The organism is Mesorhizobium sp. M7D.F.Ca.US.005.01.1.1 (assembly GCF_003952545.1).
In the GTDB taxonomy this organism is placed as follows: domain Bacteria; phylum Pseudomonadota; class Alphaproteobacteria; order Rhizobiales; family Rhizobiaceae; genus Mesorhizobium; species Mesorhizobium loti.
On record NZ_CP034453.1, the window covers coordinates 7029784 to 7042247 of the forward strand.

The 12464-nt window shown below is 63.5% G+C and carries 14 protein-coding genes; 9 read left to right on the top strand and 5 right to left on the bottom strand.

What is annotated here, in order from left to right; translation table 11 throughout:
- The first annotated feature begins 11 nt into the window (after window positions 1-11).
- The 5 genes from EJ076_RS34200 (at window position 12) to EJ076_RS34220 (ending at window position 6097) form a co-directional block, all read left to right on the top strand.
- Window positions 12-1901 carry a potassium/proton antiporter gene (locus EJ076_RS34200; RefSeq protein WP_126070826.1) on the top strand — a complete coding sequence of 630 codons (1890 nt, stop codon included), beginning with the start codon at window positions 12-14 and terminating at the stop codon, window positions 1899-1901.
- A 146-nt stretch (window positions 1902-2047) separates the two neighbouring features.
- Entirely contained in the window at window positions 2048-3244 is a 1197-nt protein-coding gene (locus EJ076_RS34205) for a phosphoglycerate kinase (protein WP_109665038.1), read from the top strand.
- 133 nt (window positions 3245-3377) lie between these two features.
- On the top strand, window positions 3378-4403 hold the full coding sequence (locus tag EJ076_RS34210) for a class I fructose-bisphosphate aldolase (RefSeq protein ID WP_126070827.1): 1026 nt from the start codon (window positions 3378-3380) through the stop codon (window positions 4401-4403).
- A 177-nt stretch (window positions 4404-4580) separates the two neighbouring features.
- Entirely contained in the window at window positions 4581-5321 is a 741-nt protein-coding gene (locus EJ076_RS34215) for a thioredoxin family protein (RefSeq protein ID WP_126070828.1), read from the top strand.
- A gap of 62 nt (window positions 5322-5383) precedes the next feature.
- Window positions 5384-6097, top strand: coding sequence for an SGNH/GDSL hydrolase family protein (locus EJ076_RS34220; RefSeq protein ID WP_126070829.1), 714 nt, complete (start codon window positions 5384-5386; stop codon window positions 6095-6097).
- 34 nt (window positions 6098-6131) lie between these two features.
- Here EJ076_RS34220 and EJ076_RS34225 read toward each other — a convergent pair whose 3' ends face one another.
- Window positions 6132-6293: a hypothetical protein gene (locus EJ076_RS34225; protein WP_082525434.1), complete on the bottom strand. Its 162-nt coding sequence runs from the start codon at window positions 6291-6293 to the stop codon at window positions 6132-6134.
- A 117-nt stretch (window positions 6294-6410) separates the two neighbouring features.
- On the bottom strand, window positions 6411-7358 hold the full coding sequence (locus EJ076_RS34230) for a ring-cleaving dioxygenase (protein ID WP_126070830.1): 948 nt from the start codon (window positions 7356-7358) through the stop codon (window positions 6411-6413).
- A gap of 311 nt (window positions 7359-7669) precedes the next feature.
- Between EJ076_RS34230 and EJ076_RS34235 the strand changes: the two genes are divergently transcribed.
- The 4 genes from EJ076_RS34235 (at window position 7670) to EJ076_RS34250 (ending at window position 9839) form a co-directional block, all read left to right on the top strand.
- Window positions 7670-7837 carry a hypothetical protein gene (locus EJ076_RS34235; protein ID WP_109665021.1) on the top strand — a complete coding sequence of 56 codons (168 nt, stop codon included), beginning with the start codon at window positions 7670-7672 and terminating at the stop codon, window positions 7835-7837.
- Between the two features lie 83 nt (window positions 7838-7920).
- Entirely contained in the window at window positions 7921-8511 is a 591-nt protein-coding gene (locus EJ076_RS34240; RefSeq protein WP_126070831.1) for a DJ-1/PfpI family protein, read from the top strand.
- A gap of 74 nt (window positions 8512-8585) precedes the next feature.
- A complete protein-coding gene (locus EJ076_RS34245; RefSeq protein ID WP_126070832.1) occupies window positions 8586-8993 on the top strand; it encodes a hypothetical protein in 408 nt (135 codons plus the stop codon).
- Between the two features lie 126 nt (window positions 8994-9119).
- Window positions 9120-9839 carry a YafY family protein gene (locus EJ076_RS34250; RefSeq protein WP_126070833.1) on the top strand — a complete coding sequence of 240 codons (720 nt, stop codon included), beginning with the start codon at window positions 9120-9122 and terminating at the stop codon, window positions 9837-9839.
- A 65-nt stretch (window positions 9840-9904) separates the two neighbouring features.
- On the opposite strand, the gene EJ076_RS34255 is transcribed toward EJ076_RS34250, so the two are convergent.
- The 3 genes from EJ076_RS34255 to EJ076_RS34265 all read right to left on the bottom strand — a co-directional run bounded on the left by EJ076_RS34255 (window position 9905) and on the right by EJ076_RS34265 (window position 12368).
- Window positions 9905-10600 carry a DUF1013 domain-containing protein gene (locus EJ076_RS34255; RefSeq protein ID WP_056586700.1) on the bottom strand — a complete coding sequence of 232 codons (696 nt, stop codon included), beginning with the start codon at window positions 10598-10600 and terminating at the stop codon, window positions 9905-9907.
- Between the two features lie 359 nt (window positions 10601-10959).
- The gene (locus tag EJ076_RS34260; protein ID WP_013529236.1) at window positions 10960-11100 is read right to left on the bottom strand and encodes a DUF1127 domain-containing protein; all 141 of its coding nucleotides are present in this window, start codon (window positions 11098-11100) and stop codon (window positions 10960-10962) included.
- 257 nt (window positions 11101-11357) lie between these two features.
- On the bottom strand, window positions 11358-12368 hold the full coding sequence (locus EJ076_RS34265) for an NAD(P)H-quinone oxidoreductase (protein WP_126070834.1): 1011 nt from the start codon (window positions 12366-12368) through the stop codon (window positions 11358-11360).
- Window positions 12369-12464 lie beyond the last annotated feature (96 nt).

Below are 12464 nucleotides of genomic sequence, written 5' to 3' on the forward strand. Positions count from 1 at the left end.
CTGATTTCAGGATGGAGCATGCGATCTATCTCGTTACGCTGGTCGGCACAGCGCTTGTCGTCGCCGCCGCGTTTTCGAGCCTGATCGCCTTCCGCTTCGGCGCCCCTCTTCTGCTCCTGTTTCTCTGTATTGGCCTGGCGAGCGGCACCGACGGCCTCGGCATCCAGTTCGACAACGCCCGCATCGCTTATTTTGCCGGCTCACTGGCACTGGCCGTCATCCTGTTTGATTCCGGTTTCGGCACGCCGCTAAACGCCTTGCGGCAGGCTGCGGGCCCGGCTTTGTCGCTGGCGACCTTCGGCGTGCTTCTGACCACCGGCCTGTTCGGTGCCGCCGCCCACTATCTGCTCGACCTCACCTGGCTGGAATCCTTCCTGCTCGGCGCTGCCGTCGCCTCCACCGATGCGGCCGCCGTGTTCTTCCTGCTGCGCGCCGGCGAGATCAACCTGCGCGAACGCGTGCGCTCGACGCTCGAGGTGGAATCCGGCACCAACGACCCGATCGCCATCTTCCTGACCATCACGCTGGTCGAGATCATCGCCGCCCATGCCAACCCCGAGACCAATGTCCTGGTCACCAGCCTGTTCCTTGGCTTCCTCCTCAACATGGGCCTCGGCGCGGTCGTCGGCGTGCTCGGCGGCCTCGCCATCGTGCGCCTCGTCGACCGGCTCAATCTCGACCACGGCCTGTTGCCGATCTTCGTGCTGACCTTGTCGCTGATGGTCTTTGCCGCCGCCGGCGCCATTGGCGGCTCGGGCTTCCTGGCGGTCTATATTGCCGGCCTCATCGCCGGCAATTCCGACATCCGCGCCGTCACCATCCTCAAGCGTTTCCAGGACGGCATGTCCTGGCTGGCGCAGATCATCATGTTCCTCATCCTCGGCCTGTTCGCGACGCCGTCGCAGTTTCCGGCGATCATGGTGCCGGCGGTAGCGCTCGGCCTGTTCCTGATGTTCATCGCCCGCCCGATCGCGGTCTGGCTCTGCCTGATCCCGTTCCGTCTGCCGCGCCCCGAGGTTGCCTTCGTCTCCTGGGTCGGCCTGCGCGGCGCGGTGTCGATCCTGCTCGCTATCACTCCGCTGCTCGGCGGGCTGGAAAACGGCCGTGTCATCTTCAACACTGCCTTCATCATCGTGCTGGTGTCGCTGGTCATCCAGGGCTGGACGGTCGGACCGCTGGCGCGCCGTCTCGGTCTCATCGTGCCGGCGCGGCTTGGGCCGCTGGACAAGGTCGAGTTGGAACTGCCGGGCTCGGCCCATCACGAGCTTCTCGCCTATCGCGTTGCCCACGGCAGCCCGGTGGCGCGCGGCGAGCGCATCCCGCGCTGGGCACGGCCTTCGCTGGTGCTGCGCGACGGCCGCTCGATGCGCTTCCAGGACATGGGCAGGCTCGCCGCCGGCGACCAAGTCTACATCTTCGTGCCGGACCGCTATCCGCGCCTGCTCGACAAGCTGTTCGCCAGCCGCGCCGTGGTCGATCCCGAGGATGCCGATTTCTTCGGCGCCTTCGCCGTCGACCCCGCGCGCTCCGCCGCCGAACTGGAAGCGGCCTACACGCCGGGCTTGACCGAAGCGGAGCAAAAGCTCACCGTCGGCGCACTGGTCACGGCGCGGCTCGGCGGCCATGCCGAATATGCCGACCGCGTGCTGCTCGGTCCGATCGAGCTGATCGTTCGTGACGTCGACGACAAGGGCAAGATCACAGGCCTCGGCCTGTCCTTCGAGCCGACCGCGCCGGTGGCGCGGGTGCCGGTTTTCCTGAGCGCCGGCGAAATCGGCGACCGTGTCTCCGCCTTCATCCGCAACTGGCGCAAGCCGACCGAGATGCAGTTGGCAGAGGTGCAGGCGGACGAGAAACCAGCCTCCGAGCCGAAAGAGGAGAAGGCAACGACCGAGAGCTGACAGCTTCGATTGTGGGTGCTGCCCTTAATCCGCCGTCGGCACAGAATCGTGCCAACTTCAAAATTTTGTTTCGAATCCGGCCTAAGCCTTGCATCATCGTTGGCGCGGGGTATGTTCCCGGCGATTTTTCGCGAAAAGGAACCCGCATGGCCGCCTTCAAGACCCTCGACGATATCGGCAACATCAGCGGCAAGCGCGTGCTGGTGCGCGTCGACCTCAACGTGCCTGTCGCTGACGGCAAGGTCACTGACGCCACCCGCATCGAACGCATCGCGCCGACCATCGCCGAACTGTCCGGCAAGGGCGCCAAGGTCATCCTGCTTGCCCATTTCGGCCGACCGAAGGATGGCCCTTCGGCCGAATTCTCGCTGGAGCCGATCGCCAGGGCGACGGCTGAGGTGCTCGGCCGCCCCGTTGGGTTTGCCTCTGACTGCGTCGGCGATACGGCGGGAAGCGCCATCGCCGCCATGAACAAGGGCGACGTGCTGCTGCTGGAAAACACCCGCTTCTACAAGGCCGAGGAGAAGAACGATCCGGCCTTCACCGAAAGGCTCGCCGCCAATGGCGATATCTTCGTCAACGACGCCTTCTCGGCGGCGCACCGCGCCCATTCCTCGACCGAGGGGCTGGCGCATCTGTTGCCGGCCTTTGCCGGCCGCACCATGCAGGCCGAACTCGAAGCGCTGGAGAAGGGTCTGGGCAAACCGGTCCGTCCGGTCGTCGCCATTGTCGGCGGCGCCAAGGTCTCGACCAAGATCGACCTGCTGATGAACCTAGTAAAGAAGGTCGACGCACTCGTCATCGGCGGCGGCATGGCCAACACCTTCCTCGCCGCGCGCGGCACCGATGTCGGCAAATCGCTGTGCGAGCATGATCTCGCCTCGACCGCCAAGCAGATCATGATCGAGGCGGCAGAGGCCGGCTGCGCCATCATCCTGCCGGTCGACGGCGTCGTCGCCAGGGAGTTCAAGGCGGGCGCGGCCTGCGAGACCGTCGCCATCTCCGACGTGCCGGCAGACGGCATGATCCTCGACGTCGGCGCCAAAACCGTGACGACCATCGGCGAATGGATCGACCGCGCCGCGACACTGGTCTGGAACGGTCCGCTCGGCGCCTTCGAGATCGCGCCCTTCGACCATGCGACGGTGGCGGCGGCCAAGCACGCGGCGGCGCGCACCAAGGCCGGCAAGCTGATCTCGGTCGCCGGCGGCGGCGATACGGTGGCGGCGCTCAACCATGCCGGCGTCGCCGACGACTTCACCTATGTCTCGACCGCAGGCGGCGCTTTCCTGGAATGGATGGAGGGCAAGCCGCTGCCAGGCGTCGATGTGCTGAAGCGCTGAGGCTCTGACGATCAACACTCGGAGAGCGAACAAGGGCGCCAGCAGCTTTCAATCGATTCGCGCTTTCCGATGCCATTCCTTTGGCGGTAGACTTCCGTTAAGCGCGGAACGAACCCCTTCAGGAGAAGCAACAATGAGCGAACGTCTCGAAGACATTGCCGCCGCGATCGTCGCCGATGGCAAGGGCCTGCTGGCCGCCGACGAAAGTTCCGGCACCATCAAGAAGCGCTTCGACGTCATTGGCGTTGAATCGACCGCCGACAGCCGACGCGACTACCGCGAGATGATGTTCCGCGCCAGGGAGGCGATGACCCGCTACATTTCCGGCGTCATCCTCTATGACGAGACGATCCACCAGAAGGCCGCCGACGGCACGCCGCTGGTCGACATCATCAAGGCGGCCGGCGCCATCCCCGGCATCAAGGTCGATACCGGCGCCAAGCCGCTGGCCGGCTTTCCCGGCGACACCATCACCGAGGGCCTCGATGGCCTGCGCGAGCGCCTTGCCGACTACTACAAGCTCGGCGCCCGCTTCGCCAAATGGCGCGCGGTGATCGACATCGACCAGGCCAAGGGCGTGCCCTCGGCCAACTCGATCAACTCGAACGCCCATGCGCTCGCCCGCTATGCAGCCCTTTGCCAGGAGGCCGGCATCGTGCCAATCGTCGAGCCGGAAGTGCTGATGGACGGCGCCCACGACATCGACACCTGTTACGAAATCTCGAAGGCGACGCTGATCAAGCTCTATGACGAGCTCCATGCGGCGCGTGTCGTGCTCGAAGGCACCATCCTGAAGCCCAACATGGTGCTGGCCGGCAAGAAATCGGGCAAGGTGAGCAGCCCGGAAGAGGTTGCGGAAAAGACCATAAAACTGTTCCGCGAGACCGTGCCGGCGGCGGTGCCGGGCATCGCCTTCCTCTCCGGCGGCCAGGAGGACGAGGAGGCGACCGCCAACCTCAACGCCCTCAACGCCATCGGGCCGCACCCGTGGAAGCTGACCTTCTCCTATGGCCGCGCGCTGCAGGCCGCACCACAGAAAGCCTGGAGCGGCAAGGCCTCGAACGTCGCCGCCGGCCAGGCCGCCTTCACCCATCGCGCCCATATGAACCATCTGGCGGCGCTTGGAAAATGGAAGGCGAGCCTGGAACAGGCCGCCTGATCACAGTTCTTTCTTCCCCCTTCGAACCCGGGCCGATGCGCCCGGGTTTTTTGTTTGTGACGTGCCGGGCTTGGGATGGAGCCTCTCCGTCCTTATTTCCCCTTCGGCAAAACCCGACAGCAATGTCGGGTTGCGCTCATTCCAAACGTCCTTGGGGTGACAGACAGGGAGAGGTTCATGCATCGCAACAAGATCGTTTCGCGCGAAGACTGGTTCCAGGCGCACAAGGCACACCTGGCCCGCGAGAAGGAACTGACACGGCTTCGCGAGCGGATAGCAGCTGAGCGGCGCGAACTGCCCTGGCTGAAGATCAGGAAGGACTATGTCTTCGAGACCGAGCAAGGGCCGAAGAAACTGACCGGCCTGTTTGCCGGCAACAGCCAGCTGATCGTCTATCACTTCATGTTCGGGCCGGGCTGCAGCCATCATTGCGAGGGCTGCTCATTCCTTGCCGACCATATCGACGGCGCCAATCAGCACCTTAGACATCACGACGTGTCGCTGGTCGTGGTTTCGCGCGCGCCGCTGGCGGAACTTCTGCCCTACAAGCAGCGCATGGGCTGGAAGTTCGACTGGGTGTCGTCCTATGCCTCGGATTTCAACTTCGACATGCAGGTCTCCTTCACCGACAGGCAGATCGCCGCCGGCGACACCACTTACAATTTCGAGACCCGTCCCAGGACATCGAAGGAGCTTCCCGGCAGCAGTGTTTTCTACAGGGACGAGACCGGCGACCTCTTCCTCACCTTCATGTCCCGCGCCCGCGGCGGCGAGGCACTGATCGGCACGTATGACTATCTCGACATGACGCCGAAGGGCCGCAACGAAACCGGCCCCTATCAAGGCCTGATGGATTGGGTGCGCCTGCATGATGAATATCAGGGCAAGCAAGCGGGGCAGGCGAATTGCTGCGATTGAAGATCGTTCACGTCAGCCCAAACATGCGCTAAGGCTGCGGCTGATCGTTTAACGGTATTACCATGCGCTTCCCGGCACTCCTCACCTGGCTCGCCTTCCCGGTCTATATCTGGCAAGGCCTCGGCGTGCGACGCCGCACCACGCGCATGCTGCCGGCGCAGGGGCCGGTCATGCACGAAGTATCAGGCAAGGCGCCAGCGATCTCGCTTCTGGTGCTGGGCGATTCCTCCGCCGCTTCGGTCGGCATCGGCAATTCGGAAGATGGGCTTGCCGCGCAACTCGCCGTGCTGATTTCACAGAATACAGGCCGCGCCGTGCGCTGGCGTGCTGCCGGCTTCAATTCGGCGACGTCGGGCCAGATTCGCGACCATGTCCTGCCCAATCTGTCGGCCGATCCATGGACGCATATCGTGCTGGCCATCGGCACCAACGACACCAAGAATTTTCACTCCGTGCCGCGCTTCAAGAAGGAGTTCGGCGGGCTGCTCTATGGCCTGCGCGCCAAATGGCCGGAAGCGCGTGTGGTGTGGTCGCCGGTGCTGGAGTTCACGCGGGCGCCGGCGATGCCGCCACTGCTCGGCAAAATCCTCGAAATCCGCGCCACCGAAATGAACCGGATGGGTGAACGCCTTTGCCTGGAGCGCGGTGCGGTGTCGGCGCCGCGCCTGCCGATCACCAATCCCGAGGCCGGCTTTGCCTCCGACGGCTTTCACGCATCGGAAGCCGGTTACCGCGCCTGGGCAGAACATCTCGTCGACCTTGTGCTAGCCAATTAGAGGGCCGGCACGGCCCACCTTGCCGGGTGCTGGTCTATGTCCAATGCCCAAGCACGGCTGTTATCGAAATCGCGGCCATCGCCAGCAGCGCCAGCTTCCAGAAGTCGCTGCGCCGTTTCAGCCCCGGCCAGCCGAGCGGCTTGATCAACTGGATGACCATGATGCCAACAATGACGAGCGCGAGGAGTTTCGACATGCCGCCTTTGACCAGCAACGCGGCCGGCTGTCAAAGCACGTCCTTCGTTGCCTGAGAAAGAATGGGCGCCGCGATCCCGAACCGGAAACGCGGCGCCCCCCTTTGACCGCGAGCGATCTACTTCAGCGGCTTGAGGCCGGCCTCGATCGATGCGCGCTTCGGTTCGAGGAATGGCGGCAGGGCCAGACTTTCACCTAGCGTTTCCAGCGGCTCGTCGGCAGTGAACCCCGGCCCGTCGGTGGCGATCTCGAACAGAATGCCGTTCGGCTCGCGGAAATAGAGCGAGCGGAAATAATAGCGCTCGACTTCGCCGCTCGACGGCAGCCGGAACTCGGCCAGCCGGGCAGTCCATTGATGCAGCGTCTCCTGGTCCGGCGCCCTGAAGGCGACATGGTGAACCGCACCCGCCCCTTGCCGTGCCGGCGCCAGTCCCGGCTGCACCAGGACATGCAACTCCGCCGCCGGCCCACCCTCTCCCATTTCGAAGACGTGAACCTGGCCCTCCGGCGAGGCATAGTCGCGGGCCTTGCGCATGTTCATCACCTTGGTCACCACCGCCTCGGTGTTGGTGATGTCGGGAACGCTGATGACGATCGGCCCGAGCCCGCGAATCTGGTGCTCGGCCGGTACCGGACTTTGCACCCAGGGATGGCTGTCGCCCTTGCCGCCATCGCTGACCAGGCGCAGACGCTGGCCTTCGGGGTCTTCGAAATCCAGACAGGGGTAGCCGCCGATGTCGGCGATCTCTCCTGTTACAATGCCTTCGTCTGCCAAGTGCTGCTTCCACCAGGCAAGGCTCTCCCGGCTGCCGACCCTGAGGCTGGTCCGCGCAATGCTGTGCGTGCCGCGCTTCTCGCGGCCAACCGGCCAGTCGAAGAAGGTAAGGTCGGTGCCCGGCGTCGCTTCGCCGTCGGCATAGAAGAGGTGGTAGGCCGAGGTATCGTCCTGGTTCACCGTCTTCTTGACCAGCCGCAGGCCCAGCACCTTCGTATAGAAATGAAGATTGCCCGGCGCATTGGCGGTGATGGCGGTGAGATGGTGGATTCCTGTCAGTTGCAGGCTCATGGTCGTCTCCCTGGTTTTGGGGAAGAATTTTCTCCCTTCATATCAGAACTGCTGCACCATTGCTGAAGGCCGCGCATTCCGACAGTCCGTCGCCGGAAGCTGAACAACGGCGCCTCAATTAGGGTCGCTCCGGTGAACAATCGACATGAAGCAAGCCTGTGCCAACCACCGTCTGACGTCGTGAAAGAAGTATCCCCTTCCTGGCAAATACACCGGTCGGAATTATAGTCGCCGCCCTGCCATCCTCCTGACAGACTGCTGTCAGGAGGGGTGTGCGATAGTGTCTCCATCAGAGAGAGAGGAGACTAGCCATGAACGGTTCCACCATTCTGCGCGGCGTGCAGCACTATGTCGGCAAGATACGCACGATACGCAACGAGATCCGCACCCAGCGGTTCATGAACTCGTTGCCGGCGGACATTCGCAAGGATATCGGCTGGCCGGACATGTATGCCGAACGTCGCTTCCGCGGCAATTGAGACGAATTTTTCGACACACGGTTGGATGTGGGCGCGTCAACGCCCAGATAACAGGTCCGGTGCGTGAGGATGGGAGCGAGCTTATGCCCGAACAGAAGACAATCGGCTTCCTTTTCATCGAAGGTTTTGCCGACTGGGAGTATGGGCTGTTGGCGGCCTCGGCGGTCGAATGGTTCGGCGCCCGTGCCGTGTCGCTAACGCCTGATGGCAAGCCAGTGACCGGGATCAGCGGCTTTCGGCTGACGCCCGATCGATCGGGCGCGGCGGATGAGAATACCGATCTCGACGCCATCGCCGTCATCGGCTCCGACGAGTGGGCCGGCAAGGCGCCGCCGGATGTCGCCGATCTGCTCAACGCTGTTGCATCGCGCGGCAGCGTGGTCGGCGGTATCTGTGCCGGCACGCTGGCATTGGCCCGCGCCAGCCTGTTCGAGAAAGCCAAACACACCAGCAATGGCCGTGACTGGATCAATGGTCATGAAGCCGGCTATGCCGGCGACAGCAACTACCAGGATGTGCCGTATGCCGTGACTGACGGCAAAATTGTTTCCGCGCCCGGTTCGGCACCAGGGACATTCGCGCTTGCCTTTCTGAAGACGCTCTACCCCGAAAGAGCCAATGATCTCGCGCAGATGCGGACGCTGTTCGCCAAGGAGTATGCTGAAGCCTCCTGACAGTATGCTGTCAGGAGGAGCGTGCAATGGTGCAAGCCTAAGACACTGTGCATCGGCGGTCGAAAGGACGATCGATGAAGAGTTGGAACGACAGACTGAACACACCAGGCATCAACGGCGTGAAGCCGACGCCGCGCACGATGGCCGATGTCATCGAAGGCCAGCCGATGCTGGTGCCGACAGCGCGCCAGGTCGATGATTTCATCCGCTCGATTCCCGAAGGCGTCGAGATGGATGTGCGTGCGCTACGCACGGCGCTCGCCATCGAGCATGGCGCCGAAGTGACATGCCCGGTTACCATCGGCTACCATCTGCGCACCGTTGCCGAAGCCGCCAAAGAGGATTTGGAGCGCGGCATGATGTTGAGCGATGTGGCACCGTTTTGGCGCGTGCTCGATGCGAAAACGCCAACGACGAAGAAACTTTCCTTCGGCGCGGCGTTTGTTGCCGCGCAACGCAAGCGCGAAGGGCTGAAACCATGATGCATGCCACCCAAAAGCGTTCTGCGGTTTTGGGATAACGGCATGCGCAAAACACGATGAGCACCGCCTAAAAGTGTTCTGCGGTTTTGGGCGACATGAAAAGAAACAACGCCGAGGGACCATACGATGCGCCGCGCCGACAGGCTCTTCCAGATCGTGCAGCATCTGCGCGGTGGCCGTTTGGTCACTGCCCAGAAGCTCGGCACGTGGCTCGAGGTTTCCGAGCGAACCATCTACCGCGACATTGCCGACCTGCAGTCGACCGGAGTGCCTATCGACGGCGAGGCCGGCGTTGGCTACATGATGAGGGAGGGTTTCGACCTTCCGCCGCTGATGTTCACGCGTGACGAAATCGTCGCGCTGGTTGCCGGCGCCCGCATGGTGCGCGCCTTTGGCGGTGCTACCATGGCGCGCGCCGCCGACGAGGCGCTGGTCAAGATCGGCGCCGTCCTGCCCGATGCCGAAAAAGACCGCATCGCGCGCACCGAGATCCACACGCCGATGTGGGTAGTCAGCGACGCCGCCCGCGAGGCGATCGACCTGATCGAGCGCGCTGTCGAAAAGCGCCAGGTGCTGACCATCGACTACTCCGACGAGGCCGGCCGCGGCACCGCTCGCGATATCCGACCGCTTGGCCTGTGGTTCTGGGGCAAGGTGTGGACGCTGGTCGCCTGGTGCGAGATGCGTGATGATTTTCGCGCCTTCCGCATCGATCGCATCGCCTCCGTGGTCATCGCCGGCCGCATCTTCAAGCCGGAGCGCGGCAAGCAGCTTGCCGACTTCTACCGGGCGGTGGAGCGCAGCGAGGATTATGGCATGACGCCGGATCGTGCCGCGCGGACCTGAGACCTGACGCACCCCATAAAAAAGCCCGCTCGAAGCGGGCTCTTTTATTGGAATGTCAGACAATCTCACTCGTCGTCGTCGTTGTCCGTGTTCTTCGACTTCAAGGCCGAGAGCTTGGCGAACACGGCGTTGGCGTCGAGTTCGGCATCCTCGTCCTTCGGCTTCTCGGGAGCCGGCACAAGCCGCTCGGTCAGGGCCGCCGGCAGCAGCGTGTCACCGACCGGCTGCGCCTGTTCGCGACCGCGCGAGGCGCGGTTGACTTCCATGTCGAGGTCGATCTGCGAGGAAAGGCCCAGCGTCACCGGGTCCATCGGCTGCAGATTGGCCGAGTTCCAGTGCTTGCGCTCGCGGATCTGCTCGATCGTCGACTTGGTGGTGCCGACGAGGCGCGAAATCTGCGCGTCCTTGAGTTCGGGATGGTTGCGCACCAGCCAGAGAATGGCATTCGGCCGGTCCTGACGCTTCGACAGCGGCGTGTAGCGCGGCCCCTTGCGCTTGGATTCGGGCACCCGCACCTTGGGGTCTGAAAGCTTCAGGCGCTGGTTGGAATCCTTCTCGGCGCGCGCGATCTCGTCGCGGGTAAGTTGGCCGGTCATGATCGGGTCCATGCCTTTGATGCCTTGCGCCGATTCGCCGTCGGCGATCGCCTTGACCTCGAGCGGATGCAGCCCGCAGAACTGCGCAATCTGCTCGAAAGAAAGCGCGGTGTTGTCGACCAGCCAGACGGCGGTCGCCTTGGGCATCAGCAGCGTATTGGCCATTTAAAAATCCTTCTCGTTCGCCCGCGTTCCCGCGCGGGCGGTGGTTTAGAGCCACCAAAATGGGAAATTCGCGGTCTGTATAACCGCTCTCGGGTCGTTTCGCAACGTTTTTGGAAGCAATCGACCGGACAGCGCTCGCGCCATTGCAGCAAGCCAGACCGAGTGTGCACATGATCCAAATGCCGTGCGGAGAGCTGAGGTCAACCGCTGATTGCCGGCGAGCCACATTCGGCTGTTGCCGGCCCTAAAACGACAAAACCCGCCGGACTAGGTCCAGCGGGCTCGGAACCGCGACGAAAGTCGTCTGATGCGGCTCTGGCTTCTACGGCTTGGTCCGACGGGGCGGACCAGACCCGACTTCAGATGGCCCTGCGGGCGATCTTTTCGATGTCGGCGCGGTTGATGCCGAGATCGCTGAGCTGACGCGCGTTGAGACGGTTCAGTTCGCGGACGGTCTCGGTGTACATACGCCAGTTACGGAAAGCGCGGATCGGGTTCATGGTAGTCCTCCAGAATGATGTTCGTTTCGATGGTGCTCAAATAGGCGTCATCGATGACGACTTGAATGGCCGATTTTGCATAGCAATGATGCAAATGCTGCATTGCAGCATTAAGCTTCTGTTCATCTTATAGGCAGTGAGGCGCATGCCCCGGGACGTGTTGAGATTCAGGTCAGGCCGAGACGGAGTCGAAGACGGGCGCGCAGCGACTAAACTGGGGTGGCTTTCGGGGTCGCCCTTGCGAATATCGATACGGCCTAGCCGACGTCGAGGACGATCTTGCCGATATGCTCGCCGTCCTCCATCCGCTCGTGCGCCCGCCAGGCTTCGCTGAGCGGGAAGATCATGTCCATGACGGGGGCAACCTTGCGGGTGCCGAGCAGCGGCCACACCTGCGCTTCCAGCGCCGCCGCGATCGCCGCCTTGAACTCCACGGTGCGCGGCCTCAGCGTAGAACCGGTGTGGACGAGCCGCTTGACCATGATCTTCGAAAAGTCCGCGCTTGCGACAGCGCCGCCTTGCACGGCGATCTGGACGATGCGGCCTTCGACCGCCGCGGCCTCGTAGTTTCGCTCGACATAGGAGCCGCCGACCATATCGAGGATGACATTGGCGCCCTTGCCGCCCGTCGCCTCCTTCACCGCGGCGACGAAATCCTCCTCGCGATAGTTGATCGCCCGGTCGGCGCCGAGCTTCAGGCAGGCATCGCACTTCTCCTTGCTGCCGGCGGTGGTGATGACATAGGCGCCGAAGGCCGAGGCAAGCTGGATTGCCGTGGTGCCGATGCCGGACGAGCCGCCATGGACAAGCAGCGTTTCGCCGCGCTTAAGGCCGCCGCGCTCGAACACATTGTGCCAGACGGTAAAGTAATTTTCTGGCACGGCGGCGGCTTCGGTGTGGGTAAAGCCGGCTGGCAGCGGCAGCACGCTGCCGGCATGAACCTTGACATATTCGGCATAGCCGCCGCCGGGCGTCAACGCGCAGACGCGGTCGCCGATGCGCCAGCGCGATATGTCGTCGCCAAGGGCCGCCACTTCGCCCGATGCCTCGAGGCCCGGCAGGTCCGACGCGCCGGGCGGCGCCGGATAGGCGCCCTTGCGCTGCTGGATATCGGGCCGGTTGACGCCGGCGGCATGCACCTTGATCAGGATCTCGCCGGGACCAGGCTGCGGCACGTCGCGCGTTTCCGGCTTCAGCACCCGTGGGCCGCCTGGCTCCGAGATCGCGATGGCCGTCATTCTTGCCGGAATTTTCTGTCCGCTCGCCATGAGATTTCCCGTCTTTTCTCGCCGTTATCCGACCGGCTGTTTGCATCGACGCCCCCGCTCTATGTATGCTGATTGCCAAATCAGGCAAATGGCCAA